Source organism: Halorussus amylolyticus, assembly GCF_004143485.2.
GTDB lineage: Archaea > Halobacteriota > Halobacteria > Halobacteriales > Haladaptataceae > Halorussus > Halorussus amylolyticus.
Map to the genome: position 1 here is coordinate 456,114 of NZ_ML974131.1, position 26,048 is coordinate 482,161.

The 26,048-nt window shown below is 65.4% G+C and carries 25 protein-coding genes; 13 read left to right on the forward strand and 12 right to left on the reverse strand.

Annotation, left to right across the window (positions count from 1 at the left end; genetic code table 11):
• Positions 1–35: 35 nt before the first annotated feature.
• Together EKH81_RS06240 and EKH81_RS06245 are read right to left on the reverse strand one after the other, a co-directional pair.
• Positions 36–1,850: a ribosome biogenesis/translation initiation ATPase RLI gene (locus tag EKH81_RS06240; protein WP_132057230.1), complete on the reverse strand. Its 1,815-nt coding sequence runs from the start codon at positions 1,848–1,850 to the stop codon at positions 36–38.
• Between the two features lie 2 nt (positions 1,851–1,852).
• The gene (locus tag EKH81_RS06245; RefSeq protein ID WP_132057232.1) at positions 1,853–2,155 is read right to left on the reverse strand and encodes an EMC6-like membrane protein; all 303 of its coding nucleotides are present in this window, start codon (positions 2,153–2,155) and stop codon (positions 1,853–1,855) included.
• Between the two features lie 189 nt (positions 2,156–2,344).
• On the opposite strand from EKH81_RS06245, the gene EKH81_RS06250 reads away from it, so the two are divergent.
• Both EKH81_RS06250 and EKH81_RS06255 read left to right on the forward strand, forming a co-directional pair.
• Positions 2,345–2,899 (forward strand): DoxX family protein, encoded by a 555-nt coding sequence (locus tag EKH81_RS06250; RefSeq protein WP_132057234.1) that lies wholly within the window; start codon positions 2,345–2,347, stop codon positions 2,897–2,899.
• Between the two features lie 126 nt (positions 2,900–3,025).
• On the forward strand, positions 3,026–3,307 hold the full coding sequence (locus EKH81_RS06255; protein WP_132057748.1) for a MarR family transcriptional regulator: 282 nt from the start codon (positions 3,026–3,028) through the stop codon (positions 3,305–3,307).
• 249 nt (positions 3,308–3,556) lie between these two features.
• Here the strand turns inward: EKH81_RS06255 and EKH81_RS06260 are convergent, their stop codons facing one another.
• Both EKH81_RS06260 and EKH81_RS06265 read right to left on the reverse strand, forming a co-directional pair.
• Positions 3,557–4,102: an HD domain-containing protein gene (locus EKH81_RS06260; RefSeq protein WP_132057236.1), complete on the reverse strand. Its 546-nt coding sequence runs from the start codon at positions 4,100–4,102 to the stop codon at positions 3,557–3,559.
• Positions 4,103–4,291: 189 nt separating this feature from the next.
• Positions 4,292–5,062 (reverse strand): TrmB family transcriptional regulator, encoded by a 771-nt coding sequence (locus tag EKH81_RS06265; RefSeq protein WP_132057238.1) that lies wholly within the window; start codon positions 5,060–5,062, stop codon positions 4,292–4,294.
• Between the two features lie 116 nt (positions 5,063–5,178).
• Between EKH81_RS06265 and EKH81_RS06270 the strand changes: the two genes are divergently transcribed.
• Entirely contained in the window at positions 5,179–7,752 is a 2,574-nt protein-coding gene (locus tag EKH81_RS06270; RefSeq protein WP_132057240.1) for an efflux RND transporter permease subunit, read from the forward strand.
• Positions 7,753–7,782: 30 nt separating this feature from the next.
• Here EKH81_RS06270 and EKH81_RS06275 read toward each other — a convergent pair whose 3' ends face one another.
• A complete protein-coding gene (locus EKH81_RS06275) occupies positions 7,783–8,253 on the reverse strand; it encodes a pyridoxamine 5'-phosphate oxidase family protein (RefSeq protein ID WP_132057242.1) in 471 nt (156 codons plus the stop codon).
• 140 nt (positions 8,254–8,393) lie between these two features.
• On the opposite strand from EKH81_RS06275, the gene EKH81_RS06280 reads away from it, so the two are divergent.
• Together EKH81_RS06280 and EKH81_RS06285 are read left to right on the forward strand one after the other, a co-directional pair.
• Entirely contained in the window at positions 8,394–8,696 is a 303-nt protein-coding gene (locus EKH81_RS06280) for a hypothetical protein (protein WP_132057244.1), read from the forward strand.
• Positions 8,697–9,191, forward strand: a complete 495-nt coding sequence (locus tag EKH81_RS06285) for a PIN domain-containing protein (RefSeq protein ID WP_132057246.1) — start codon at positions 8,697–8,699, stop codon at positions 9,189–9,191.
• A gap of 22 nt (positions 9,192–9,213) precedes the next feature.
• On the opposite strand, the gene EKH81_RS06290 is transcribed toward EKH81_RS06285, so the two are convergent.
• Positions 9,214–11,085 (reverse strand): PINc/VapC family ATPase, encoded by a 1,872-nt coding sequence (locus tag EKH81_RS06290; protein ID WP_132057248.1) that lies wholly within the window; start codon positions 11,083–11,085, stop codon positions 9,214–9,216.
• 176 nt (positions 11,086–11,261) lie between these two features.
• The gene (locus EKH81_RS06295) at positions 11,262–12,074 is read right to left on the reverse strand and encodes a cobalamin-binding protein (protein WP_132057250.1); all 813 of its coding nucleotides are present in this window, start codon (positions 12,072–12,074) and stop codon (positions 11,262–11,264) included.
• Positions 12,075–12,329: 255 nt separating this feature from the next.
• Here EKH81_RS06295 and EKH81_RS06300 point away from each other — a divergent pair, with 255 nt between their 5' ends.
• Complete coding sequence (locus tag EKH81_RS06300) at positions 12,330–13,301, forward strand: transcription initiation factor IIB (RefSeq protein ID WP_132057252.1); 972 nt, start codon at positions 12,330–12,332, stop codon at positions 13,299–13,301.
• 66 nt (positions 13,302–13,367) lie between these two features.
• Complete coding sequence (locus tag EKH81_RS06305) at positions 13,368–14,399, forward strand: DNA-methyltransferase (protein WP_132057254.1); 1,032 nt, start codon at positions 13,368–13,370, stop codon at positions 14,397–14,399.
• Between the two features lie 9 nt (positions 14,400–14,408).
• Here the strand turns inward: EKH81_RS06305 and EKH81_RS06310 are convergent, their stop codons facing one another.
• Positions 14,409–14,585, reverse strand: coding sequence for a PGF-CTERM sorting domain-containing protein (locus EKH81_RS06310; protein WP_162224510.1), 177 nt, complete (start codon positions 14,583–14,585; stop codon positions 14,409–14,411).
• 189 nt (positions 14,586–14,774) lie between these two features.
• Between EKH81_RS06310 and EKH81_RS06315 the strand changes: the two genes are divergently transcribed.
• The 3 genes from EKH81_RS06315 to EKH81_RS06325 all read left to right on the forward strand — a co-directional run bounded on the left by EKH81_RS06315 (position 14,775) and on the right by EKH81_RS06325 (position 17,962).
• A complete protein-coding gene (locus EKH81_RS06315) occupies positions 14,775–15,539 on the forward strand; it encodes a helix-turn-helix transcriptional regulator (protein WP_162224511.1) in 765 nt (254 codons plus the stop codon).
• A 133-nt stretch (positions 15,540–15,672) separates the two neighbouring features.
• Positions 15,673–16,344 (forward strand): type I 3-dehydroquinate dehydratase, encoded by a 672-nt coding sequence (locus EKH81_RS06320; protein ID WP_132057258.1) that lies wholly within the window; start codon positions 15,673–15,675, stop codon positions 16,342–16,344.
• A 451-nt stretch (positions 16,345–16,795) separates the two neighbouring features.
• A complete protein-coding gene (locus EKH81_RS06325) occupies positions 16,796–17,962 on the forward strand; it encodes a 3-dehydroquinate synthase II (protein ID WP_132057260.1) in 1,167 nt (388 codons plus the stop codon).
• Here the strand turns inward: EKH81_RS06325 and EKH81_RS06330 are convergent, their stop codons facing one another.
• The 4 genes from EKH81_RS06330 to ppsA form a co-directional block, all read right to left on the reverse strand.
• Entirely contained in the window at positions 17,963–18,433 is a 471-nt protein-coding gene (locus EKH81_RS06330) for a zinc ribbon domain-containing protein (RefSeq protein ID WP_132057262.1), read from the reverse strand.
• A 173-nt stretch (positions 18,434–18,606) separates the two neighbouring features.
• The gene (locus tag EKH81_RS06335) at positions 18,607–20,049 is read right to left on the reverse strand and encodes an extracellular solute-binding protein (RefSeq protein WP_132057264.1); all 1,443 of its coding nucleotides are present in this window, start codon (positions 20,047–20,049) and stop codon (positions 18,607–18,609) included.
• A 125-nt stretch (positions 20,050–20,174) separates the two neighbouring features.
• Complete coding sequence (locus EKH81_RS06340) at positions 20,175–21,167, reverse strand: hypothetical protein (RefSeq protein ID WP_132057268.1); 993 nt, start codon at positions 21,165–21,167, stop codon at positions 20,175–20,177.
• Between the two features lie 104 nt (positions 21,168–21,271).
• Positions 21,272–23,602 (reverse strand): phosphoenolpyruvate synthase, encoded by a 2,331-nt coding sequence (ppsA, locus tag EKH81_RS06345; protein WP_132057270.1) that lies wholly within the window; start codon positions 23,600–23,602, stop codon positions 21,272–21,274.
• Positions 23,603–23,798: 196 nt separating this feature from the next.
• On the opposite strand from ppsA, the gene EKH81_RS06350 reads away from it, so the two are divergent.
• From EKH81_RS06350 to EKH81_RS06360, 3 genes are all read left to right on the forward strand, one after another.
• The gene (locus tag EKH81_RS06350) at positions 23,799–24,227 is read left to right on the forward strand and encodes a dynein light chain family protein (RefSeq protein WP_132057273.1); all 429 of its coding nucleotides are present in this window, start codon (positions 23,799–23,801) and stop codon (positions 24,225–24,227) included.
• A gap of 122 nt (positions 24,228–24,349) precedes the next feature.
• Positions 24,350–24,799, forward strand: a complete 450-nt coding sequence (locus tag EKH81_RS06355; protein WP_132057275.1) for a universal stress protein — start codon at positions 24,350–24,352, stop codon at positions 24,797–24,799.
• A 221-nt stretch (positions 24,800–25,020) separates the two neighbouring features.
• The gene (locus EKH81_RS06360) at positions 25,021–25,995 is read left to right on the forward strand and encodes an ROK family protein (RefSeq protein WP_132057277.1); all 975 of its coding nucleotides are present in this window, start codon (positions 25,021–25,023) and stop codon (positions 25,993–25,995) included.
• Positions 25,996–26,048: the final 53 nt, after the last annotated feature.

Below are 26,048 nucleotides of genomic sequence, written 5' to 3' on the forward strand. Positions count from 1 at the left end.
CGAGAGAAGAACCGTTCCCACCGAAAACCGAGTTTTCAGGGCGCGTAGTAGTACTCGCCCTGCTTCTTCTGCTGTTTGTCCAACTGACTGCCCGGCTTGTTGATGCGCGGGCGGCCGACGTTCTCGTCGCGCCGGAAGGTGATATCGAGGTTGGCGAGGAAGTCGTTCATCCCCTCGCGCATCTCCTTGGGTTTGCTCGCGCGGCCGCGAACGGCGGGTTCGCCGTCGAACACCATCAGGCGGTCGGCGAGCAGGTCCATCAAGTAGATGTCGTGGTCGATGACCAGCACGGTGGCGTCCTGCTGTTCGGCGAACCGCCGGATGGCGCGGGTCGCGCGCACCCGCTGTTCGACGTCGAGGTACGCCGAGGGTTCGTCGAGCAGGTAGAGGTCCGCGGACTTCGAGAGGCAGGCCGCGATGGCGACTCGCTGGCGCTCGCCGCCCGAGAGGTCGGTGAGGTTCTGCTCCATGATGCGCTCTAACTGGAGCGGTTGGGCGATTTCGGTGTTCCAGTACGACGACCCCACGCGGTCGGTGATCGAATGCATGAACGCGTCCACGCGCATCGGCTGGTCGATTTCGATGTACTGGGGCTTGTACGCGATGTCGAGGCTGAAATCGAGTTCGCCTTCATCGGGTTCGAGTTGGCCCGCCAGCAGTTTCGCGAGCGTCGATTTCCCGATGCCGTTCGGGCCGACGACGCCCAGCACTTCGTTCTCGCGAATCGCGCCGCCCTCCACGTCGAGACCGAACTCCCCCTCGCCGTAGGACTTCGAGAGGTCGGGGTACTCGACGAGGGTGTCGGCGCGCGTGACCTGCCGCGGTGCGTGCTCCTCGAACTCGATGGCGTTCGGCCGGATGCGCATGTTCTCGTTGTCGAGGTAGCCTTCGAGATACTCGTTGATGCCGTTCCGAACCGATTTCGGCGAGGTGATGACACCGTACGCGCCGGGTTCACCGTACGCGACGTGGAGATTGTCGGCCACCAAATCGAGGATGGCGAGGTCGTGTTCGACCACGAGTATCGACTTGCCGTGTTCCTCGGCCATCTCCTGAATCAGGCGCGCGGCGGCCACTCGCTGGCTGATGTCGAGGTACGGCGTGATTTCGTCGATGAAGTAGAAGTCGGCGTCGCGGGCGAGCGCGGCCACGAGCGCGACCCGCTGGAGTTCGCCGCCCGAGAGGCTGTCGATGGACTGGTCCATCACGTGCTCGATTTCGAGGCGGGAGAGCAGGTCGTCGAGGACGCCGCGCTCGTCGGTGTTTTCGAGCAGGGCGGAGGTCGGGCCGTCGAATCGGTCGGGAATCTTATCGACGTACTGGGGCTTGCGAGCCACGCTCACGCCGCCGTCCTTGACCGAATCGAGGTAGTCCTGTAGCTCGGTGCCCCGGTAGGCGTCGAGGACCGCCTCCCACCCCGGCGGGTCGGCGTACTCGCCGAGGTTGGGCGCGAGTTCGCCCGCGAGAATCTTCACGGCCGTCGTCTTCCCGATGCCGTTCGGGCCGAGGATGCCCGTGACCTGTCCCTCCAGCGGGACCGGCAGGCCGTACAGCGAGAAGGCGTTCTCGCCGTAGCGGTGGACCGGTTCGTCCTGCAACTCCTGGGGGAGATTGATGATTTCGATGGCGTCGAACGGGCACTTCTCGACGCAGATACCGCAGGTCTCGCCGAGACAGATTTCCTCGCTGATGTGAATCTGGTCGGGACCCCCTTCGTCGGCGTCTTCGCCCCGGAGCGTGATGCACTCCTTGCCGGTGCGGTTCGGCGGGCAGTAGTTCTTGCACTCGTAACTGCACCGGTCTGGCTGACACCGTTCGAGGTCCACGACCGCGATGCTGTCGTCCGCCATGATTAGAAGGTGACGTTGCTGGTCAGCAGAATCGTCCACGTCACGAACCAGAGCGAGAACGTCATGAACATCACGTAGAGGTGGTCCTTGGTCGAGAAGTCCGCCAAGTCGATGCCCAGCACCTGCAGGACGGGGAACTGAGCGAAGACGAACGCGCCCACGACCGCCAGCCCGAGCTGGCTCTGGGGTTCGGTCCCGAGGAACCACGCGGACGCGACGGCCGCGGCGACCCCCGCGAGCGTGGAGACGGCCGTCACCGTCACCCCTCGCATGTGGGACGCTCGCTGTTCGGAAGCTGTAGCCATACACGTGAGTGAGGGGTCCGTGTTGAAAAACCCAACCTTTCGGCCCGACTTGGCGGCGGGGAGAGTCGAAGCGCGACCGCGCTACTCGAAGACGGTGGGTCACCACCATCTCCTCGGAATAACTCTTGGTAATTATGTCGCCTTCGTTGGAGGAGTACGTTTAATAAGCGTCTACGTGTCGAAATGGATATGTCGTCCCAAGAAGTCCGACTTCGAAGCACGATTGCAGGGTTCACCGCGGAAGGAAAACTCCACACGCTGAGCGTGTGGTTCATTCTCGCGCTCAGACTCATGATGGGCCTCGCCTTCTTCCAGAGCGGCATCGACAAGGTGCTCTCGGGGAGCTTCGACGCCGCGGGCTACCTCCAGAACGCGCCACCGGCCAACGGGAGTCCCGCCGCGGACCTGTTCGTCGCGATGGGCGAGACCGCGTGGTTCGTGGAGTTCGTCAACGTCGCGGTGCCGTGGGGCGAAATCCTCATCGGACTCGGCCTGCTCGTCGGTGCATTCACCCGACTCGCGGCGTTCTGGGGCGCGTTCCTGATGCTCCTGTTCTACCTCGGAAACTGGGACATCTCCCACGGCTACATCAACGGCGACTTCGCGTACATGCTGGTGTTCCTCTCGGTCGCGGCGTTCGGCGCTGGCCGAATCCTCGGTCTCGACGCGTACATCGAGCAGTACGAAATCGACGGGCAACCGCTGGCCGAGCGACATCCGTGGACCAGATACATCCTCGGGTGACGTGTCCGGTCGAAATCGACCGGTTCACGACGCCACGACCGAATGAGTACCGGTAACATCAGTCAGATTACGCGTGGCAGTCGTTCTCAATACTTTTATGACGGTTGCGAGTTTCGAATCGTAATGATGGTATCTCAGGCCGAGCGCGAAAACATCGACGAACTCCCGCCGAGTGCGAAGCTGGTTTTCAAAGTGTTGGAATACAACGGTGCGTTGACCCAGAAACAAATCGTCGAGGAGTCGATGCTGTCGGCCCGAACGGTCCGATACGCTCTCGAACGACTGGAAGAGCTCGAAGTGGTCCAGGAGGACGTGTACTTCGCCGACGCGCGACAGAATCTCTACGAAATCGACGTTGCGACCGAGACGACGCCGGAGGCCGCCGACGCCCAGCAGTGCGCCGAGTAGGCTTTCGAACCGCGCCCACTCGTCCGAGCTGATTCTGTCGGATGTACTGCTTCGAATAGCGGTGATTTCCACGTACGTACACCCGACAGGCTCCGTTGAAACCCTCAGAGAGATACGGCTTCACCCGGTAGTTCGACTGAATATAGGCCATCCAAAGTCACGGTTACTCCGGTTTGTTGAGCAGGCTTCACTTGGCACATCGACCCGCCGGTCGCTACTCTTCAATCGATCTGAATTCTGACAAAAATATCATCTGTTACTATTTTTCTGCACTCGCTCTTTTACAATGGGTGCCCTGTCATTGAGTTCCTGAAATATGTCTTCCTCACCGATATATGGTTCAGATTTATCGATGAAATACTCCATCTTTTTGACCTGATTCTTTTGTAGTTCTTGGGAGTCTCCCAAGCCGTAGTAATCACTGTTATCTAAAATATCCACAGCTTTAACAGCTACCGCGCTTCTTCCCAATTCAAAACATCTCTTATATATGTCGTAGTGCCGTTCCAGATAGTCGTCGATATTCTCGTCGAAACTAGTGGCTTCCACGATATTTGCAACGTCTTCTCCGAACTTCGAACGAATCTCGTCGGAAGTCACATCTGTATCCTCTAGCAGGTCGTGGAGAAGGCCAGAGATGACGATGCGCTTCTCATACTCTCTGTCGTAAAGATTCATTCCCACTCTTGTACTGTGAAGAATCACCGGTTTCGGGTTATCTCCCGAGGATTCGAACGAATGCACCAGATATTGAATAGCTCGTTCTATCGCTTCATCTTCTTCTATATCTCTCATCTCTATGACTAGTAAGCGGATACGCTATCAAATTCCTTTTGACACGAACTGCCTGAGATGCCTTTGCTGACCGACCCGACGACCTCGGACTCTCTTTGTCCTCGTGAGAGTCGCATACCTGCCTAACGCTATTTCAGCGAGGAAAGTATTGAACAAGTGGGGATTCAACAGAGCCAGCCGACAGTACGACTACGGGTACTCGTTTTCGAAGCCCGACTCCATTCCGGCGTGGATGAACTCCGCGAGGATGTGACCGATTCGCGTGTCGGCGGTCCAGAGCGCGGTCTCGCCGAAGGGGTCGGGGTCGTCGCCCTCAGTCAGCACCGAGAGCAGGACGGTGGCGTCGTCCACGAGAAGCGTCCGCCCGGTGAAGCCGCCGGTCTGCTCGCGCGAGGTGACGACCACCCGAATGGGGTCGTCGGCGAAGCGGTCTTCGACCGCCGGGTCGCGCGTGACGACCACGACCGGTATCCCGGCCGCCGCGCGCTCGGCGAGCGCGCGCTCGACCCCCTCGGAGAACAGGTCCGCCGTTCCGGCCACTAACACCACCTGCTCGTCGGCCCGGCGAATCAGTTCGGCGACTCGTTCGTGGACCGTGTGGCGGCCGTGGAGGGTCGAAACCTCGCCGTCGTCGGTGTGGTCTGCGTGCTCGTTCCGGACCGCGTCGAGGCTCTCGAAGGCGCGCTCCTGCTCGCGCTCGATTCGCGCTCGAAGCTGTTCGCGCGCCGCGTCGAGGCTCACCGGGCGGTACTGCTTGGGCGAGGACTCGACCACTTCCACGAGTCCCCGGTCGGCCAAGTCGTCGGCCGCGCCGTACACCTGCGACCGCGGCACGTCCGAGAGTTGGCTCACTTCCTGGGCGGTCCCGGTCCCGAGCCGCTGGAGCGCCACGAACACCTTGGCCTCGTAGTTCGAGAGACCGAGTCGCTTCAGCGCCTCGACTGCCTCGTGTGCGCTCATCTACCCCGTCAGAGACGCCCCCGGAAGTAAGGGGTTTCGAGTGGCGGCGCTCCGCACAGGGTTATTGTAGGAATCTACAATAATTTATACCCCTGGCGACAACGGATGGGTAGCCAATGGACCTCGCCGAGCGATACGCCGACGCAATCACGACGTACAGCAAGGCCGTACTGGTGGTGTTACTGCTCGCCACCGCGGTCGTGGGGTACGGCGCGGGGAGCATCGACGCGGGACTCACCATCGCGAGCTTCGGGAGCGACTCCACCGAGGCCGAGAAACTCGATTACGTCCGCGAGAACTTCACGTCCGGCGAGGACAACGCCACCGTGATGCAGGTGGTGGTCCGGGGCGACAACGTCCTCACGAAGGAGTCGCTGGTCGAGACGTTACGCCTCCAACAGCAGTTACGCGACAACGAGACGGTCGCCGCCACGCTCCGCGACGACCAACCGACCGCGGGCCTCTCGAATCTAATCGCGACGACTGCGATACGACAGGAGCAGGCCGAAAGCGGTGAGAACGCGACTGTCGCAGGCCCGCCGCCGACGCTCGACCGCCAAATCGCCCACCTGGAGTCGATGTCCCAGTCCGAAATCGACGACGTGACGCTCGCGGTCCTCGACGCCGACAGTCAGGCGGCGGGACCAATCGACCCCTTCAGACTGCTGGCGACCGACTACGAATCCGGTAGCACGACCGCGTCGGCGCGGGTGCTGTTCGTCTTCCAGCAAGCCGACGGCGGGGACTCGCTCTCGGACGACGTGGTCGCCGGGCAGTTGGCGACCCAGACCATCGCCGACCGGACCGTCGAATCGACCGACTCGTTCGTGTTCGGCGCGGGCATCGTGGACGAAGAGTCCGGACAGGCGACCGGCGAGAGCTTCGCGCTCATCACCCCCGTCGCGTTCGCGCTCGTCCTGCTCGTGCTGTTCGTCGCGTACCGAGACCCACTCGACATCGCGCTCGGTCTCCTCGGCACGCTTCTGGTCCTCGTCTGGATGGGCGGGTTCATGGGGTGGGCCGGAATCGGCGTGACCCAGATTCTCATCGCGGTGCCGTTCCTGCTCATCGGTCTCTCCATCGACTACGCGCTCCACGTCGTGATGCGCTACCGCGAGGCGAAAGCCGAGGACTCAGACCGGTCGCCCGCTCGCGCGATGCGCGTCGGCCTCGCGGGCGTCGTGGTCGCGCTCGCGGCGACCACGTTCACCACCGCGGTCGGCTTCCTCTCGAACCTCGTCAGCCCCATCGAGTCCATCTCGCAGTTCGGGATGGTGAGCGCGTTCGGCATCGTCTCGGCGTTCGTCGTCTTCGCGGGACTCCTCCCCGCGCTCAAACTCGAACTCGAAGGACTGCTCGAACGCGCGGGCCTCGACCGCGGAAAACGCGCGTTCGGGACCGGCGGAACTTTCGCCGGGCGCGCGCTCGGCGTCGGCACGACAGTCGCGCGAAAGCTCCCGCTCGCGGTCGTCGTCGTCGCGCTCGTCGTGAGTTTGGGGGGCGGCTACGCCGCCACGAACATCGACACGTCGCTGAATCAGGTCGATTTCCTCCCGCGAGACTCCCCCGACTGGATGGACTCGGTCCCCGAACCCATTCGGCCCGGCGACTACGACCTCCGGGAGAACGTCATCTTCCTCAACGACAAGTTCGTCCAGACCCGCGACGAATCGCAGGCCGAGATACTCGTGGAGGGACCGGTCACGTCGCCCGATACCCTCGACAGAGTCGCGGACGGCCGCGAGCGCATCGGCGAAAGCTCGACCGCCATCACGCTCGCGAACGGCCAACCGAGCGTCGATGACCCGGTCTCGGTCCTCCGAAGCGTCGCGGCCGAGAACGAGACGGTCGCCGCGGTCGTCGCCGAGCGCGACACCGACGGCGACGGTCTCCCCGACGAGAATCTGGCCGAAGTGTACGACGCGATGTACGCGGCGGCCCCCGACGAGACCGCGAACGTCGTCCACCGGACCGGCGACGGGGAGTACCGCGCGCTCAGGCTCACGGTCTCGATTCGCGGCGGGTCGGACACCGGCGTCGTGACCGACGAGATGCGCGCTTCGGCGTCGGTCATCGGCGACGGGAGCGACCTCACCGTGACCGCGACCGGCCAGCCAATCGTGGACGAAATCGTTCAGGACGGCCTGCTCACGACGCTCGTGGAGACGTTCCTCATCACGCTCGGGGTCATCGTGGCGTTCCTCACCACCATCTTCTACCGACGGTACGGCACGCTCGCGCTCGGCGCGATTACGATGGTCCCGGTGGTGTTCGCGCTGAGTTGGATTCTCGGCGTGATGTACCTGCTCGACATCTCGTTCAACTCCGAGACCGCCATTATCGCGAGCATCGCAATCGGAATCGGGGTCGATTACGCGGTCCACATCAGCGAGCGATTCGTCGAGGAACTCGAACACGCGCCGACCCCCATCGCGGCGCTCGAAACGACCGTCGCGGGGACCGGCGGCGCGCTGTTGGCGAGCGCGGCCACGACCGCGTTCGGCTTCGGCGTCCTGCAACTCTCGCTCGTGCCGTCGCTCCAGCGATTCGGTCTCGTGACCGGCACGAGCATCGTCTTCGCGTTCGTGTCGAGCGTGGTCGTGTTGCCGAGCCTGCTCGTCCTCTGGTGTCGGTACGCCGGAGTCGAAGGCGCGCTCTCCGAGCGCGCCGACGCGTCGGCGAGCGACTGACTCGCATCGGGTCGAGGCGCAGACCTGTTCTCACGCCATCGAGGACCGCCCGGTTAGCTCGTCGGCGTCGAGTTTGTAGAGTTTCAGGTCGGTCGCCCCGCCGCCCTCGACCCACGGCGCGAGCGGAAACCACGCGTTGTCCGCGAGCGCATTCAACACGTTCTCGATTTCGTCGTCGGGAACCCGGCGGAGTTCGCCGCGCGCCACGACGCTGGTCCAGTCGGGGGGTGCGACTTCGGGCACGAGAAACGCCGCGGTCGTGGTCGCGTCGAGGTACGCCATCTTCTCGCTGTTCTCGGTTGCCTGTAGCTGGAAGTAGAGCGTGGAGTCGCCGTCGTAGCCGAAGGACATCGGAATCGAGTACGCCGAATCGTCCTTGGCGAGGGTGAGACAGCCCCACCCGCGGCGTTCGAGGAAGTCGTCTACGGCGGCCTCGTCCATCTCGACTTCGGGCGTCGTCTCGGCGTTGGGTGTCGTCTCGGCGGGTGTGTGGAAAGACATCGTTCTCGTTTCGAGGGTTCGCGGACGGGGAGTATATATTTCGAACCCGATTCTAACGAACTGAGAACGGGGGCGGTGCGCTCGGTGACGCCGCGAAATCCGCCTCAAACTTTACGGTTCTTGGCTCACAACATACACACATGAGCGCCGACAAGAAGCGGGTCCAGTTCCGGGCACCGTCTCGGCTTGTGGACCGCGCCGACTCGCTCGCGAACGTGTTCGGGTCCGACCGGACCGACATCCTCCTTGACGCGCTCCGCAAGTACCTGCGAGAGGTCGCCCACGACGACGAAATCAGACAGGAAATCGCGGGGGCCTACTACGACGACGAAATCAGCTTCGAACAGTTGAAATCGCTCGTCGGCAAGGAGGAAGCCGCGAACTTTCGCGTGCTGAAACGACAGTTGGACGAGGGGCTGACCGACGAACTCGCAGAGCTATAGATGACGCTCGTCGCAGACACCTCCGCGCTGGTCAGTCTCGGATGTGCGACCGACCGACCGCTTCTCGACCTCCTCGTCTCCGAGTACGAAGTCTCTCTGCCGGAAATCGTCGTCGAAGAACTCCGCGAAATCGCGGCGTACGACGACGACCAAGCGCGCGGAGCGCGCGCCGTGTTGGACCGAATCGACGATATCGCGACCTGCCCGGTTCCTCTCGAATCCGATTTCCCGCTGGACGACGGCGAAAACGGCGCGGTCGTTCTCGCGAACGACCGCGCCGCGTCGATGTTGCTGTGCGACGAATTCAACAAAGTCGGTCTCGTTCACGCCTCGCTCGACGACGTGAAACTCGTCACCACGCCGAAGCTCCTGCTCGTTCTCGAAGCGAACGGCGTTCTCTCGGCGTCCGAGGTGATACGACTGTTGGACGAAATCAGCGAGGTTCGGAGTTGGGACGGAAACAGCTACGTCGAGCGCGTCAGAAACCGACTCTAAACTCGTCTCTCGCCGGACGACCCTACGCCCGAACGACCGTGATTTGTCGCTCCATGTCGATGGCGCGTTCGAGTTCCTCGGCGATTGCGCTGCCCCGGGACACCTGAATGTCGCCGCCCCGGCCCACCGTCGCGGTGAACAGGTACTCGCCGTCGGCCTGCACTTCGACCGTCTCCCCGGCGTGGCCCTCGGTCGGGATGACGACGTGCCGGGAGGTGATTTCGGGCGTGACGAGTTCGCCCTGCGCGCTCGCGGCCGCGCCGCCGTTGGCGCTCGTCCCCGAACTCGCGCTCGGGGGCGCGGACGACGGGTTCTCGTCGTGGGTCCGCACGTCGATGTCGATGCCGAGGCGCTTTTCGATTTCGCTGATTCGGCCGCCGCCCTTTCCGATGACGTAGGAGATGTCGTCGTCGGTGACGTACACCGTGGCGCGGTTCTGGCCCTGGACGTCCACGTCCACGTGCCCGCGGGCGACCGACTGGATTTCGCGCTCGATTTCCTGGCGCGCGAGCTTCGAGACGCCGCTCTCCTCGCGTTCGTCCCCGTTCTCTCCGAGCGGGACGGTGACGACCTGCCGATTGAAGGTGTAGATTTCGTACTCCGGACGCTTCGTCTCGAAGTCCTCGATGACGATGACCGGGCGGGCGAGGTCCTCCTCCATCAGGCCCTCGGGAACCTTGACGCGGGTGGACACGTCGTACACCTTCTCGACCTGTCCGGCCTCGATGTAGACGACGGTGTCCACGACCTGCGGAATCATGCCGAGTTCGACCCGGCCGACGAGGCGCTGGAGCGCGTCGATGGCACGAGTGGCGTGGACCACGCCGACCATCCCGACGCCAGCGAGGCGCATGTCCGAGAACACCTCGAAGTCGTCGGTTTTTCGAACTTCGTCGTAGATGGTGTAGTCGGGCCGGACCATCAGTAGCGAGTCGGCGGTCTTCTCCATCTCGCCCGCAAGTTCGGTGTACTGCGTAATCTCGGGACCGACCTGCAGGTCACGGGGTTTCTCCATCGTCTTGACCGCGAAGTCGTGGCCCGCGAGGAACTCCCCGACCGCTTGGGCGAAGGTGGACTTGCCCGCGCCGGGCGCACCCGCGACGAGGACGCCGCGCTGGTGGTCGAGCAGGCGCTGTTTGAGTTCGTCGGCGAACTCGTAGTCCTCGATGTCGGTCTTGACGATGGGCCGAACCGCGGTAATCTCCCACGCGTCCGAGAACGGCGGTTCGGAGATGGCGATGCGGTAGTCGCGGAACTGGACGATGGTCATGCCACGCTCGTCCAACTCGATGAAGCCGTCGTGGCTCTGCTTCGCGCTCTCGATTATCTCGGTGGCGTACTCCTTGACCGTGTCGTGAGTGAGTACGTCGTCGTCGATTTTCTGGTACTCCATCTCGCCGATGTCGCCACGCTTTGCCATCGGTTCGACGCCGACCTTGAGATGGACGCTCATCGTCTTCTCGTCGAAGTAGTCCTCGATGGAGAGTCGCCCAACGTCGCGGGTCTTGGGCGCGATGTACTCCACGTCGAGACCCTTCGCCTGTGCGACCTCGCTTTGGACGCCGTCGCTCGTGACGAACGTGGCGTCGTGTTCGGCCGCCAGTTCGCGGATGAGCGCGTCGATTTCGCCCTCGGTCGCCCGCCCCGCCTCCTCGGCGTCGGGGCGCTCGCCGACGTAGTCCAGGTCAATTTCGCCCTCGTCGGCGAGGTCGGCGAGGCGCTGGAGTTCTTCCAGTCCGTCCCACCCGCTGTCTTGACCGAGGTTCGCCTGCGCTTCGAGTTCGGCCACGGCGGCCTCCGGGATGAGTATCGTCGCGTCGGCAAATTCGCCGTCTGCGACTCGCTCGGAGATACGACCGTCGATGATGACGCTCGTGTCCGGTAGCACGTTCATGGTGATTCGTTGGTTCGGAGCGTTGATAAGGGTGTTCAAGCGACCAGACGACTCGCGTGCGGCGTCGAGAATCGGGTCGTGCGAGGTCGGGAATCGGGTCGTGCGAGGTCGAGTGTTGGGTCGCGCGGAGTCGGGGGGGGGGGGGGGGGGCCGCCCCCCCCCCCCCCCCGCCCGACTCACGAATCGAGCGCGCCGGGGTGAAGGGTCGCCGCGAGCGTCTCGACGCCGTCGAGGAGTCGCGGACTCGGCTGATTCAGGAGCGAGTCGTCCACGACGTGGACGTTCTCGCGCTCGACCGCCGGGAGGTCCCACCCCCGCTCGGCGACGCGTTCGGGGTCGGCCCGGTCGCCGTGGCCACAGACGTGGAGCACGACGTGGTCGGGCGCGGCGGTCTCGACCTGCGTCCGCGAGACCTCACGCGAGCGTTCGCCGGGGGCGACGAAGGGGTAGCGACCGCCCGCGGCCTCGACCGCTTCGGGCACCCAGTTGCCCGCCGCCATCGGGGGGTCGGACCACTCCTCGCAGTAGACCACCGGACGGTCGCGGTCGGCGACGAGCGAGCGGACTCGGTCGAGGCGGTCGCGTGCGCCCCGCGCGAGGTCGTCGCCCGCTTCCGGCAGGCCGACCGCCGCGCCGAGGTCGGCGAACGATTCGACCACCTCGTCGAGCGTGGCGGGCGCGGCGTGAAACACCTCGTGACCGCGCTCGCGGAGGTCGGCCGCGACGTCGGCCTGCAAAGCGTCGGCGGTCACCACGAGGTCGGGGTCGCGGTCGGCGACCGCGTCGTAGTCGGGGTTGAGCCATCCCCCGACCGCCGGGGCGTCGGCGTCCGGGCAGTGGTGAGTCGCGCCCACCACCCGGTCGAGACCGCCGAGCGCCCGGAGCGTCTCGGTCGCGCTCGGGGCAAGCGAGACGATTCGCTCGGGGGCGTCGGTCTCCGTTTCCGCCTCCGCGTCCGCCCCGTCTCGACGGTCGGCGTTCGGGGTCATCGGCCGAATTTGGGAGGTCCACCCCGTTAAATCGTCCGACTACCTCTCGCCCTGACGATTCCACATTTAAATTTTTCCTTCACCCGAAGTGCGAACGCCGTTTCGAGCGGGTGTGGTAGCCGTTCACGCGAAACACGATGCCGGATTCCGAAAATTTTAAATACCTTTCGGAAGAAGATAGGCTCAAGAACTGAGGTCCGGGTTTTTCAGGTTCTCCCTGCCCGGTAGCCCACGGCCTCTCACGTACTTAGAGACATGACAGACACCCGAATCCAGACCAGAACCGCGACCGAATCCGAAGTAGAGGACGAGAACGAACGAGAAGACGCGTCGGCCTGCCCGGAGTGTAGCGGCCACCTCATCTCCGACAGCGAACACGGCGAGACGGTGTGTGAGGACTGCGGTCTCGTCGTGGACGAAGACCAAGTGGACCGCGGGCCGGAGTGGCGCGCGTTCGACTCGAAGGAGAAAAACGAGAAGTCCCGCGTGGGCGCGCCGACCACGAACACGATGCACGACAAGGGCCTCTCGACCAACATCGACTGGCGCAACAAGGACGCGTACGGGAACTCGCTCGGGTCGCGCCAGCGCGAGAAGATGCAGCGACTCCGCAAGTGGAACGAGCGCTTCCGCACCCGCGACAGCAAGGAGCGCAACCTCAAGCAGGCGCTCGGCGAAATCGACCGGATGGCGAGCGCGCTCGGTCTGCCGAACAACGTCCGGGAGACCGCCTCTGTCATCTACCGCCGGGCACTCGACGAGGACCTCCTGCCCGGACGTTCCATCGAGGGCGTCTCGACCGCGTGCGTCTACGCCGCCGCCCGACAGGCGGGCGTTCCCCGGAGCCTCGACGAAATCGCGGACGTGAGCCGAGTCGGCAAGAGCGAGGTCGCTCGCACCTACCGCTACGTCGTCCGGGAACTCAAACTCGAAGTCAAGCCCGCCGACCCCGAGAGCTACGTCCCGCGGTTCGCGTCGGGTCTCGGTCTCTCCGACGAGGCCGAACACCGCGCCCGCGAACTCCTCAAGACCGCGAAAGAGCAGGGCGTCCACAGCGGGAAGTCGCCCGTGGGACTCGCGGCCGCGGCCGTCTACGCCGCCGCGCTCCTGACGAACGAGAAGACCACGCAGGCCGAGGTCAGCGACGTCGCCGACATCAGCGAGGTCACGATTCGGAACCGCTACCACGAACTCCTCGAAGCCGAGGAAGCGCCCGCGGTACTGTAAGTTCCGCTCTCACCGTTTCCGGAACCGAAAGAAGGTTTTGTCGCCGCCGTGATACACCGTCAGCGGATGGACACCGAACATCGGATTCACGTCGAGGACGCCCGTGAGATGGGCGCGCTCGAAGACGACGCCGTCGAATTGGTCGTGACCTCGCCGCCGTATCCCATGATAGAGATGTGGGACGACCTGTTCGCGGAGTTGGACCCCGATGTCGCCGACCATCTCGCGGCGGGCGACGGGGGCGGGGCGTTCGACGCGATGCACGACGCGCTCGCACCCGTGTGGGACGAACTCGCGCGGGTGCTCGTCCCCGGTGGCATCGCCGCGATAAACGTCGCCGACGCGACCCGGAGCGTCGGCGACGATTTCCGACTCTATCCGAACCACGCCGAACTCGTCTCGCGCTTGCGCGACCGGGGGTTCGCCCACCTGCCCGGACTCGTGTGGCGCAAGCCCGCGAACGGTCTCACGAAGTTCATGGGGTCGGGGATGGTGCCGCCCAACGCCTACCCGACGCTCGAACACGAGTACGTCCTCCTGTTTCGAAACGGCGCGGAGAGTCGGTCGTTCGAACCCGGCACCGACCACCGATACGAGGCGGCCTACTTCTGGGAGGAGCGAAACGAGTGGTTCTCGGACCTCTGGACCGGCGTACAGGGCGCGCGCCAGCATCTCGACGGCGACGGACTCCGCGAGCGGTCGGCGGCCTTCCCCTTCGAAATCCCGTACCGACTGGTCAACATGTACTCGGTGTACGGCGACACGGTCCTCGACCCGTTCTGGGGGACCGGCACCACGACGCTCGCGGCGATGGTCGCGGGGCGAAACTCGGCGGGCTACGAACTCAGCCGGGACCTCCGCGAGGCGTTCGACGACCGGGTTTCGACGGTCGAGACGGTCGCCGACGAGGTGAACCGCGACCGACTCGCGGCCCACCGGGAGTTCGCGGCCGACGAGGACCTCGACTACGACGCCGAGAACTACGATTTCTGCGTGAAGACCAGACAGGAGCGCCGGATTCAGCTGTACACCGCGACCGACTACCGCCGGGAGGGCGACAGCTACGTGGTGTCCCACCGGACGTTCGACGGGCAGTGAACCGACGAGCTATCTCGAACGCCGCGCGAGTAATCCGACTGTGACGAGAAGCGCGGCGATAGCCGCCGCCGGGCCGAAGCCGGGCGTTTCCGCGTCAGCGTCCGACGCGGTCGTCCCTGCCGTGGGTTCGGTCGCGTCGGTTGTATCGGACGTGCCGTTCTCGGTCGCGTCCGGCTTGCTCGTCACAGTTCCCGCGTGAAAATCCGCGCCGGACGCTCCCGCCCCGATATAGAAATTCTGACATTGCTCACAATCAGCCCCGAAACGGGCTTATAGCCACCGATGAACCAACTGCTCAGCCGTGAACGGGCTGTTCGGCACCCCGCTGTTGTTCTGTATGTGAAACGTTATGTCTCCCCCGTCCGCACGTCGCGTATGGACGCGCCAGACGACGATATGCTGACCGTTCTGCGGCGCGCACCCGTGCTCGCGGCCTGTCACGACCGGCCGCGTTCGCGCCAAGAGCTCGTCGAGCGAACCCACTTCTCTCGCTCGACCGCCTACCGCGCGACGGTGGCGCTCGAAGAGCGAGGCCTGCTGGAGAACGCGGGAGACGGGTACCGAACTACGCGCTACGGCGCGGCGGTGCTCGCCGCCGCCGAATCGTACGGCGACGCTATCGAGACTATCGACCGACTCGAACCGTTGCTCGACCTCGTGGACTCGCCCGAACTCGCGACCCACGCCCACCTCTTCGGGGACCCCGAGGTGACGGTCGCGGACGCGTCGAACCCCTACGAGGTCGTCAATCGAGTGGTCGAACGCTTCGAGCAGACCGCGACCTCCCGCGGGACGATTGCGAGCACGACCCACCTCGAAGCGGTCGAGCAGACCGCACCGGACCTCTCGGGCAAGGAGTCGATAGAGCGAATCTTCGCCCGGACCGCGCTCGAAACTCACTCGACCGTCGCCGACGAGACGCTCGCCGAAGTCGCCGCCACCGACGCCGTGTCGCTCTATGTGGCCGAGGACGACGAGATTCCGTTCACCTTCGCCATCGACGAGGACGAGGTCACGCTCGTCGGCCACGACCCGGCGACCGGCCTGCCGACCGTCCACGTCGAGTCCGCGCGCCCCGAAGCGAGGGCGTGGCTCCAACGCGTGTACGAGCGGTGTCGCGAAAACGCGACGCCGGTTTGACCCATAGCCGACCGACACTATACTTCGAAACAGACCGACACCGGACCTCGGAACAGACCGACACCGGACTTCGACGCCGATCTCCCCCGTTCGCACAGACAGCCTTTTCCGGTCGCCACGCGCACCTCGATGCATGAACTTCGAGGAGTTCGTCCTCGCGGCCTCTGTCTCGGACCTCGGCGCCGAGGCGCGCGCCCGCGACCACGCAGACGCGGTGGAGTTCCGCATGGACCTCGCAGACGACCCCCTGTCGGCGCTCGACGACTACGACGGCGACCTGCCCGTCCTCGCCACCAACCGCGCGGCGTGGGAGGGCGGCGAGGCCGACGACGATTCGGAACGCCTCGCCGCCCTCGCGGAGGCCGCCGAACTCGCCTGCGTCGGCGCGGTGGACGTGGAACTCGCAAGCCTCACCGCGGGCGAGGGCGACCGGGTCGCCGAGCGCGCCCGCCGGACCGGAACCGCGGTCGTCGCGTCGGTCCACGACTTCGAGCGCACGCCTCCGGAGGCCGAACTCCGCGCCAAACTGTCCGACGCGACCGACCGCGCCGACGTGGGAAAGCTCGCGGTCACCGCCGACTCGCGGGGCGACGTGCTCGACCTGCTCGCGGTCACCCACGAGTTCGCGTCGGCGGGCGAGCGCGTGGCGACGATGGCGATGGGCGAGGCGGGCAGGCACTCGCGGGCGGTCGCACCGCTCTACGGGTCGAGAATCGGCTACGCGCCGGTCGAACCCGAGGAGGCGACCGCGCCCGGCCAGTACGACCTCGAAACGCTTTCGCGATTAGTCGGGGAGTTGGAGTAGGAGGTTCGCGCTGGATTCGATACTGACTGCGCGATTACGTTCTGTTCGAACGTCTCAGAGCGGCCGCTTCGTAATGGAAACGACAGAATTGCAACAGCCAGAAAGCCCCCGCCCGGTCGCTACGAATCGTCGTAGAAAGACGAACCGCGAACAGCCAGAAAGCCCCCGCCCGGTCGCGGTCGTTGCACGACATATCTGCGCCTCACAGCAACGACCGCATCGGCGCAGATAGGGGTCGTGCAAGCGACCACGGGCCTCTGGCCCGCGACCGGGCGGCCCCTTTCATTCCCACCCTGTGTATTGTGTCACCGGCTGTTTCCGGTGGTTTGTGCCACTGGCTGTTTCCAGTGGTTTGTGTCACCGAGCGTGGCGGGGTAGCCATCCCGTCAAATCCGGTCACGACCTTGTCGCATCCGCCACGTTCAAGCCGCCCCGCCGCAAGCGTCCGAGTATGACACGTTCAGTTTGGCTCAAGGCCGACGACGCGGTCGGCGACTGGGACGCCCGCCGGAAACGAATCACGGCGGGACTCGAAGCGGGCGTCGATTGGGTGCTGGTAGACCCCGACGACGTGGAGCGAGTCCGCGAACTCGGAGACGTGAACGTCGCGGCGTTCACCAGCGGCGACGCGCAGGTAATCGACGAGGCCGAATCCGGGGCCGACCCCGACGCCTACGTCGTCGGCAAGGACGGCGAGGGCGACGGGACCGTGGACCTCCCCTCCGACTTCTCGGGGTCTGCGGACCTCTCGACGCTCCGCCGGGGCGACGACCGCGCGGAGGGCGCGTACGTCCGCATCCTGAGCGAGGAGTACGAGGCGTTCGCCGAGGAGGCCGCCGCCGAGGCCGACTACACCATCGTCGTCGGCGAGGACTGGACTATCATCCCGCTCGAAAACCTCATCGCGCGCATCGGCGAGGAGACCGACCTCGTCGCGGGCGTCACCACCGCCGACGAGGCCCAGACCGCGTTCGAGACGCTCGAAATCGGGAGCGACGCCGTCCTGCTCGACTCCGACAGCCCCGACGAGATTCGCGGGACGGTCGAAGTCCGCGACGAGGCCGAGCGCGAGACGCTCGAATTCGACTGGGCGGAGGTCCTCTCTGTCGAGCGCACCGGGAGCGCCGACCGCGTCTGCGTCGATACCGGGAGCCTGATGGACCACGACGAGGGGATGCTCGTCGGGTCGATGTCGCGCGGCCTCTTTTTCGTCCACGCCGAGACCGCCGAATCGCCGTACGTCGCGTCCCGACCCTTCCGGGTGAACGCGGGCGCTGTCCACGCCTACGTCCGGACGCCCGACGGCGGCACGAAGTACCTCGCGGAACTCCGGTCGGGCGACGAGGTGCAGGTCGTGGACCTCGACGGCAACACCCGCGAGGCGACTGTCGGTCGGGTCAAAATCGAGAAGCGGCCGATGTTCCGGGTCGAAGTCGAATTCGAAGACGGCGACCGGGTCGAGACGCTCCTTCAGAACGCAGAGACTATCAAGGTACCCACTCGCGAGGGCCGGACCGCGGTCACCGACCTCGAAGTCGGCGACGAGCTCAAGGTCTACCGCGAGGACACCGCTCGCCACTTCGGCGAGGCCGTCGAGGAGAGCATCATCGAGAAGTAATCAGAGCGGTTTTTCGTCCGTCGCGGCCTCGGTGGCTTCGTCGTCGCCCGAGAGCGGCGTCGTACACCACTGACAGAAGTCGAGGTCCTCGTCCACCGACCGACCGCACGCCGGGCAGTCCGCACCCTCCTCGCCGTCCCCGCCGTCGGAGACGCCGCGATTCCGGAGCGCAATCCAGTAGGCGTCGATGGCGCTGAAGATTCGAACCACGAAGACCGGGAGGAGCGCTTCGAGCGGAAGGTCTTCGGTCGCCTCCATCGCCGCGGTCCACGCGGTCTCCATGCTCCCGGATTCGGCGGTCGCCATCGCGGAGTCCGGAATCGGGACGAACAGCAGGACCGCGCTGACCACGAACGCGAACCACATCATCGAGCGCAACCACTCCCGGAGGTAGACGTGTCCGAGACCGGGGAGGAGGAACGCCAGAAGCGCCCCCAACCACGGGCGCTTTCCGGATTTCGTATGGGTCACTGCTCGGAGGTAGCCGACCAGCGTTAATAAATGCTGTCCTCGACACGTCAGCCGCCGCTCACCTCTCTCCGGCGTCTACGGAACTGTGTCGCGGCCGGTGACACCCTCCCCGGAAGCGCACGAACTCACCGCGACGACCAAGAAATCACGCGACGACCGAAAAGAGCGGATTTTCAGACGCTCTCTTCGATTTGCTCGATGGACGACTGAAGCTGGTTCATCGCCTGCTCGGGATTTCCGCCCTCACTCAGCGCGGTGTTGACCTGCTGGGCTATCTGGTCGGACTGCTGGGGCCAGACCACCGTGACCGGTCGCGGGAGTCCGGCGTTGGCCGCGACCCGCAGTTGGTCCACGTATCGGCCCATGACCTCGACTTCCTGTGCGCGCTGGTCTTCGAGCAGGTCGGTGTTCGGCGGCACCCACCCCAGAAGCTCGAACAGTCGGAACATGAAGTCCTCGTTCATCATCGTCGTGATGACTTCGAGCGCGGCCTCCTGATTCTCCGAGTTCGGGTTGACGGACGTGAGCCACCCCCCGAGCGCGGAGGTCGGCCCGCCCGTGCCGGGGTACTCGGCCTCGTCCTCGGTGACGGCGTAGGGAATCGGCATCACGCCGAGGTCCTCGCCGAACTGGTCCTCCGCGCCGTTGGTGGCGATGGAGTACGTCCAGTTGCGGTGCGTGACCGCGTTGCCCGAGGTGAACGGCTGGCGCGACGGCTCCTCAGACCACTGCAACACCGCCTGGGGCGAGATACCGCCTCCGTAGTCGTCGAGCGTCTGATTCGCGTCCGAGCCGTGGATGAACGTCCGGACCATCCGGAGCGAGTCCACGACCTGCTGTTCGCCGAGCGTGACCGGACGGTCGCCGACCGGCCCGAACAGATTCTCCTGGGGATTGCCGAAGTACGCCCCGCCCCAGCTCGTCATGAACTCGTTGAAGTCACAGCACGCCAGCCCCTCGTACGCTTGGGCCTGGAACGTAAAGCCCATCTCGGCGTCGGTCTGTTCCTGCACGTCGCTCACGACGTTCGAGAACTCCTGCCACGTCATCGAGTCGGTCGCCCACGAGTCCTCTGGGCTGTGGCCCGCCTCCTCAAACAGGTCCCTGCGGTACTGTATCGTCGCGATGTCCGGGAAAAAGGGCACCCCGTAAATGTCGCCGTTCTGCGCCTGTCCGGTCAGCGCGAGGTTCTGCAAGTAGTCGTTTCGAATCTGGTCCACCCGGTCGTCCGGAAGCGGTCCGGTCAGATTCAGCAACTGGTCGCGGACGATGAACGGAATCGTCCACCCGCTGTCCATCATCAGCAGGTCGGGCTGACTCCGGCCCGCCGACAGCCACTGCTGGTACTGAGCCTGCCGGTCGTCGGTGACGTTCGACCCGGCGAGGATGTCGATTTCGATGTCGTTCGACAGGCCGTTGTCGTACAGCGCCTGCTGTATCTCCTCTCCCACCCCGTCCACGTTCGAGTCGGCCGCCCACTGGACCGTGGTCCCGCCCTGATTCTGAACGTTTCCGACCCCCGTGTCGCCCACGTAGCCCGTCAGTCCGACCGCCGCTCCCGACGCGCCGACTGCCTTGACGAACTCCCGGCGCGACGTGCTGCTGTCACGTGTCATATACGTTTCCCCCGCACACACGAACGGGAGGCGACCGAAAAACACCTTCGGCCGGAATCGACGATTCCGGCCGAAAAAAACTCCGGAGTCTCCGGAAACGAACCCCCCGCGGAGAATCGTCGGTTCTATCGGTCGTCCGAGGCGCTCGTCGCGTTCGATGCGGTCGTCGAGTCCGCGTCGGTCTCCGAGCGGGGCGTCGGCGTTCCGGGCGGGATGGCGGCATCGACCCAGACCGGTCGCTCGACTTCCACGTCGCCGAGTTCGGTGAGTTCGAACTCGTAGCTGGCCCGCGTGGCCGGGTCGCCCTCGTAGGTCGCGGTGAGCGAGAGTTCGCGGACTCGGCCCTCGCGGTCCACGACGACCGTCGAATCTACTTCGGTGACGTTGGCGGCGGCGACGGCCTCGGTCGCGCGCAGGACCGCGACCTCCCGGCCGTCGCGGCGCTCGATTCCGTCGAGGTCGTACTCGCCCGCGGTCAGCGCGAGTTCGATGAGCCACGCGTTCGTCACCTGCGAGTCGATGTCGGCCCGCGGGAGGTGGCCCCACGTCTCGTCGGGGACCGAGAAGCCGTCGGCCGAGCGATTGTATCGCTGGACGCTCGTCTCGTCGTCGCCCCGGTCGTACCTGACGACGGTGGTGTTCTTGTCGGCCCAGAGTTCGGTGGCGACCGCGTCCGGACCGTCACCGAGGTCGCGCTCGCTCGTGGAGTTGACGAGCAGCGGCGCGAGTCCCTCCTCGACCGCGCCGTGCTGGACGGTCAACTGACTCGCGGACCCGACCGTGACGTTCGCTCGGAACCGGAACGCGAACCCGGTGTCGTCGAGCGCGGCCCGGTGGGCGTCCACCAGCGCCTCGGGGTCCTCGACGCCCGACTCGTTTAGGCCCGGCGGGAGGTCGTCGGATGCGGTCGTGGTTCGGGACTCGGCCGTCGTCGCTCGAAGCTCTGTCGTCTCGGTCTCGGAAGCCGCGGTCTCCGGGGAGGCCGTCGCGGCGTTCGACGCCGACGCGTTGGGGGCCGTCGCACCGCCCGACGTCGTCACCGGTGCTGTCACACTGCCGGACCACCCCGCCACGAGCGCGACCGCGACGACGACGAGCGCTGCTCGTCGGACTCGCATTCGTCAGAAATCCGAGCGCGCACATCATAAACCGCGGCGATTGTATCGAGTCGTTTACTCGCGTAGTCCGGGCTTTGGGTCTGGTAAGCCGAGCTTATTCGGTCTCACCGGACCGAGTCGAGGATGAGCTTCTGCTCGACGCGCTTGACCTCGTGCTGGACATCCCGGACCGCGTCGATGTTGGCCGAGATGGACGAGACGCCCTCGTTGACGAGGTGCTGGACCATCCGGGGCTTCGACCCGGCCTGTCCGCAGATGGACGTGTCCACGTCGTGTTCGCGACACGTCCCGATGGTCTCGGAGATGAGCTGGAGGACGGCGGGGTGGAGTTCGTCGAACCGGTCGGCGACGTTCTCGTTGTTGCGGTCCACCGCGAGCGTGTACTGGGTGAGGTCGTTCGTGCCGAACGAGGCGAAGTCGATGCCCGCCTCCGCCATCGCCTCGATGCCGAGCGCCGAGGCGGGCGTCTCTATCATCACGCCCCACGTTCGCTTCTCGGGGTCGATGCCCGACTCGACCATGAGGTTTCGCGCCCGAATCACGTCCTCGGCGTCGTTCACCAGCGGGAACATGATTTCGACGTTGTCGTAGCCCATCTCGTAGAGGCGTGCGAACGCTTCGAGTTCGTGGGCGAACACGTCGGGCCGGTCGAGACTCCGGCGGATGCCCCGGTAGCCGAGCATGGGGTTGTGCTCGTCGGGTTCGTCCTCGCCGCCCTGTAGCTGGCGGAATTCGTCGGTCGGGGCGTCGAGAGTTCGGACTCGAACGGGACGAGGGTAAAATTCGTCGGCGACCCCGCGCACGCCCTCCACGATTTCGTTGACGTAGGCGTCCTCGCCGTGGTCTTCGAGGTACTTCGCGGGCGTCTTGTTCGTCGAGAGAATCATGTGCTCCATCCGGAGCAGGCCCACGCCGTCCGCGCCCGTGGCGGCCGCGCGCTCGGCGGCCTCCGGAATCGAGACGTTGACCTTCACCTCGGTCGCGGTCATCGGCTTGACCGGGGTCTTGGGCCGGGCGTCCTCGATGGGTTCGCGCTCGTCGCCGGTGTCGCGCTGGCCCTCGGTGACGGTGCCCTTATCGCCGTCGATGGTGATTCGCTGGTCGTCTTCGAGCGTCGCAGTGGCGTTTCCGCAGCCGACGACCGCGGGACAGCCGAGTTCACGCGAGACGATGGCGGCGTGGCTGGTCATGCCCCCCTCGTCGGTCACGATGCCCGCGGCGCGCTTCATCGCGGGCACCATGTCAGGCGTGGTCATCTCGGTCACGATGATGTCGCCCTCGCCCACCTTGTCGAGCTGGTCGAGCTTGCCGACGATGCTGACTCCGCCCGACGCGATGCCCGGACTCGCGCCCAGACCCGAGACGAGCAGCTCGCCCGTCTCGCCTCCGCCGTTCTCGGCTCCCGAGTCGCTCGCACTACTCCCAGTTTCGACCGCGCCGCTTCCGTCGGCGATTCCCTCCGCGTCGGGAGTGGCGTCGGCTATCTCGGAGTCGTCGATGGTGGTGATGGGTCGGGACTGGAGCATGAACACCTCACCCGCGACGATGGCCCACTCGACGTCTTGGGGCGTTCCGTAGTGGTCCTCGACCCGCTCGCCGAGTTCCACGAGGCGGGAGATGTCGGCCTCGTCCAGCACTTGGGCCTCGCGGTCTTCGTCGGGGACCGCGCGCTCGACCGTCTCGCCCGTCTCGTCGTCTTTCTCCATCATCGTCTTCTTGTCGGCGACGGTGACGTCTACGACTTCGCCGGTCTCGCGGTCCACGACGTAGTTGTCGGGCGACACCGACCCCGAGACGACCGCCTCGCCGAGGCCCCACGCGGCTTCGATGATGAGCTTCTTCTCGCCGGTCGAGGGGTGGCTGGTGAACATCACGCCCGACTTCTCGGCGTCCACCATGCGCTGGACGACCACCGCGATGTTCACTACCGAGTGGTCGAACCCCTTCTCTTGGCGGTAGTAGATGGCGCGTTGGGTGAACAGCGACGCCCAGCACTCCTTGACTCGCTGCACGAGGTCCTCGCGGGTGACGTTGAGGAACGTCTCCTGTTGCCCGGCGAAACTCGCGTCGGGGAGGTCCTCGGCGGTCGCCGACGACCGGACCGCGACGAACTCCTCGCCGTCTCCCAGTTCGTCGTAGGCGTCGAGCATCTCGGCGGCCATCCCCTCGGGGAACTCGGTTTCGAGGATGAGTTCCTCGGCGCGGGACTGGGCCTGTGCGAGCGCCGCCGAGTCGTCGGTGTCCACGTCCACAGCGTCGAACAGCTCTTCTTCGATGCCGGTCTCCTCGATGAACCGACGGTAGGTGCCAGCAGCGACGACGAACCCCGACGGGACGGGCAGGCCCGCGCCGGTGAGTTCCCCCAGCGACGCGCCCTTCCCGCCGACCGATTCGAGGTCGTCCGCAGCGACTTCGTCCAGCCAGAGTACAGCCATTGTGTGCATGTGGTCGAACAAGAAGCCGAATAAAGAAGGTTCCGACCGGTGTGTCTCCGAAATTCTTACTCGAATCCGGATTCGATTTAACGCGTTCGACTCGGCGATTCCGGGTCGAATCCGGGCGTCGCGTTCGTGTAATACGCATTATATGAAAACACGTGGGTTTTACCTTCCGGGGTTCGTGTCCACGCCCATGAACGCGAGTCGTTCGATTCGGTGGGCGCTCTACTACGTCGCGCTCTCGGCGGTCGCCACCCTCGTCGGCGGTGGACTGGTCGTGGCGGGCGCGGCGCTCGGTCTCGGAACCGCGTACGAACAGTTGGCCGACGGCGCGGCGCTCGGGTCGGTCGTCGGCACCGCCGCACCCGGTCTCGCGGTCGCCCTGCTCGGCGCGCTGGTGTGGGCGGTCGGGTCGGTCGCCGCCTTCCTGAAGGTGTTCACCGAGGCCGTGGACGAACAGATGCGCGAACGCTTCGACAGCGAGAAGGTCAAGAGCGAGATTCTAAGCGTGCTCGACGACCGCCTCTCGGACGTGGAACACGACGCCGAGGAGACTCGCCGGAAGGTCTCGGAACTCAAGCGCGAGGAAGTCGCCAACGACTTCGAATTCGGCGGCGAGTAGGTTCGAGCGGCGAAGCGGTCGCGAGTAATCGGGGCGGCAAAGCGGCGGCGACCGCGTCGCGGTCGCCGCCGCCCTGCGAAGCCGTCCCATACGTTTAATTATCGGGGCGTAAACGTGTTCGTATGGCTCTGGAGACGATACTGCTCGCGGTCGGGCCGGGAGACGCCGACCGCATCGAGAACCTCGCACAGGCCGTCGTGGACGTGGCGAAACCCACGGGCGCGACCGTCGTGGTGGCCCACGTGTTCACCCGCGACGAGTTCGACGACGTAATTGACCGCCTCGACTACGACCCCGAGGGCGAAATCAGCGCCGACGAGGTGGCCGCGCGCCACGCCACCGTCCGGGAACTCACCGACCACTTCGTGGACGCGGGCGTCACCTATCAGGTCCGGGGTGCGGTCGGCGCTCACGGCGAGACTATCGTGGACCTCGCCAACGAGGTCGGCGCGGACCGCGTGGTCGTGGGCGGTCGCACGCGCTCGCCCACCGGCAAGGCGGTGTTCGGTTCGACCGCCCAAGAGGTAATGTTGTCGTCGCCGTGCCCGGTCACGTTCGTCCGGTCGGACTGATAGTGATTGCTGTGATTATTTTCAGTATCCTCCAGAAATTTCGGGGTACCGAGGCGCGACCCCGTCGATCTGTGACTGCCTCCCGGTACAGAGTCACAGCAATCACTATGAGTTTCGGTCGTTTTCTCGCCGACGGGGGCGTCTCGTGGCACGCGTCTGCCTACTCGCGCCCGAGTAAATGATTGTAGTTAAGTGCGCCCCCGCCGTCTTTTCCGGCCTGAATGGCGTACTACGCGGGCGTTGACCTCGGCGCGACGAACGTCAGGGCGGCAGTCGCCGACGAAGACGGGGCGATAGTGAGCGTCCACCGGGCGGACACGCCCAACGGACCGACCGGCATCGCGGTCACGGAGGCCGTGCTGGACTGCGTGCGCTCGGCGTGCGAGGCCGCGGGCGTCCCGCCGTCGGAGATTCGCGCGGCGGGCATCGGTAGTATCGGTCCGCTCGACCTCGCTGACGGCGCGATAGACGGTCCGGCGAACCTCCCGGACACCATCGAGCGCATCCCGTTGACCGGACCGGTCGGCCAACTCATCGACTCCGACCGGGTGTACCTCCACAACGACACCGTGGCGGGCGTCATCGGCGAGCGATTCTACAGCGACCGTAACCCCGACGACATGGTGTATCTCACCATCTCGTCGGGCATCGGCGCGGGCGTGTGCGTCGATGGCGACGTCCTCGCGGGGTGGGACGGCAACGCGGGCGAAATCGGCCACATGGTCGTTGACCCGCGCGGTCGCCGGACCTGCGGATGCGGCCGCGACGGCCACTGGGAGGCGTACTGCTCGGGCAACAACATCCCGAGGTACGCCCAACTCCTCGCCGAGGACGACCCCGGAATCGACACCGCGCTCCCGCTCGACGACCCCGACTTCTCGGCGGTGGACGTGTTCGAGTACGCGGGCGCGGACGACTTCGCCGACCACGTGGTCGAGCAGGTCGCCCACTGGAACGCGCTCGGCGTGACGAACATCATCCAGGCCTACGCGCCCCTCGTCGTCTACGTCGGCGGCGCGGTGGCGCTCAACAACGAGAGCCTCGTCGTGGACCCGATTCGCGAGCGCCTCGACGAACTCGTGTTCAACAACGTCCCCGACGTGCAGTTGACCACGCTCGGCGACGACGTGGTGCTGAAGGGGGCTATCGCGAGCGCGCTGACCGGTGGGACCGGCGACAGAACGCGAGTCGCCTGACCGGGTCTCGGTGTTCGCGGACTCGTATCTCCCCGCTTCGCGCCCTCCCTTTT

Excerpts from the sequence above, each read along its gene's own strand:
- EKH81_RS06325 (WP_132057260.1), top strand. The coding sequence starts at position 16,796 with ATGACACGTTCAGTTTGGCTCAAGGCCGACGACGCGGTCGGCGACTGG.
- EKH81_RS06285 (WP_132057246.1), top strand. The coding sequence starts at position 8,697 with ATGACGCTCGTCGCAGACACCTCCGCGCTGGTCAGTCTCGGATGTGCG.
- EKH81_RS06245 (WP_132057232.1), bottom strand. The coding sequence starts at position 2,155 with ATGGCTACAGCTTCCGAACAGCGAGCGTCCCACATGCGAGGGGTGACG.
- EKH81_RS06315 (WP_162224511.1), top strand. The coding sequence starts at position 14,775 with ATGGACGCGCCAGACGACGATATGCTGACCGTTCTGCGGCGCGCACCC.
- EKH81_RS06335 (WP_132057264.1), bottom strand. The coding sequence starts at position 20,049 with ATGACACGTGACAGCAGCACGTCGCGCCGGGAGTTCGTCAAGGCAGTC.
- EKH81_RS06240 (WP_132057230.1), bottom strand. The coding sequence starts at position 1,850 with ATGGCGGACGACAGCATCGCGGTCGTGGACCTCGAACGGTGTCAGCCA.
- EKH81_RS06350 (WP_132057273.1), top strand. The coding sequence starts at position 23,799 with ATGAACGCGAGTCGTTCGATTCGGTGGGCGCTCTACTACGTCGCGCTC.
- EKH81_RS06280 (WP_132057244.1), top strand. The coding sequence starts at position 8,394 with ATGAGCGCCGACAAGAAGCGGGTCCAGTTCCGGGCACCGTCTCGGCTT.
- EKH81_RS06295 (WP_132057250.1), bottom strand. The coding sequence starts at position 12,074 with ATGACCCCGAACGCCGACCGTCGAGACGGGGCGGACGCGGAGGCGGAA.
- EKH81_RS06305 (WP_132057254.1), top strand. The coding sequence starts at position 13,368 with ATGGACACCGAACATCGGATTCACGTCGAGGACGCCCGTGAGATGGGC.
- ppsA (WP_132057270.1), bottom strand. The coding sequence starts at position 23,602 with ATGGCTGTACTCTGGCTGGACGAAGTCGCTGCGGACGACCTCGAATCG.
- EKH81_RS06300 (WP_132057252.1), top strand. The coding sequence starts at position 12,330 with ATGACAGACACCCGAATCCAGACCAGAACCGCGACCGAATCCGAAGTA.
- EKH81_RS06360 (WP_132057277.1), top strand. The coding sequence starts at position 25,021 with ATGGCGTACTACGCGGGCGTTGACCTCGGCGCGACGAACGTCAGGGCG.
- EKH81_RS06320 (WP_132057258.1), top strand. The coding sequence starts at position 15,673 with ATGAACTTCGAGGAGTTCGTCCTCGCGGCCTCTGTCTCGGACCTCGGC.
- EKH81_RS06270 (WP_132057240.1), top strand. The coding sequence starts at position 5,179 with ATGGACCTCGCCGAGCGATACGCCGACGCAATCACGACGTACAGCAAG.
- EKH81_RS06290 (WP_132057248.1), bottom strand. The coding sequence starts at position 11,085 with ATGAACGTGCTACCGGACACGAGCGTCATCATCGACGGTCGTATCTCC.
- EKH81_RS06260 (WP_132057236.1), bottom strand. The coding sequence starts at position 4,102 with ATGAGAGATATAGAAGAAGATGAAGCGATAGAACGAGCTATTCAATAT.
- EKH81_RS06250 (WP_132057234.1), top strand. The coding sequence starts at position 2,345 with ATGTCGTCCCAAGAAGTCCGACTTCGAAGCACGATTGCAGGGTTCACC.
- EKH81_RS06275 (WP_132057242.1), bottom strand. The coding sequence starts at position 8,253 with ATGTCTTTCCACACACCCGCCGAGACGACACCCAACGCCGAGACGACG.
- EKH81_RS06265 (WP_132057238.1), bottom strand. The coding sequence starts at position 5,062 with ATGAGCGCACACGAGGCAGTCGAGGCGCTGAAGCGACTCGGTCTCTCG.
- EKH81_RS06340 (WP_132057268.1), bottom strand. The coding sequence starts at position 21,167 with ATGCGAGTCCGACGAGCAGCGCTCGTCGTCGTCGCGGTCGCGCTCGTG.
- EKH81_RS06255 (WP_132057748.1), top strand. The coding sequence starts at position 3,026 with ATGGTATCTCAGGCCGAGCGCGAAAACATCGACGAACTCCCGCCGAGT.
- EKH81_RS06355 (WP_132057275.1), top strand. The coding sequence starts at position 24,350 with ATGGCTCTGGAGACGATACTGCTCGCGGTCGGGCCGGGAGACGCCGAC.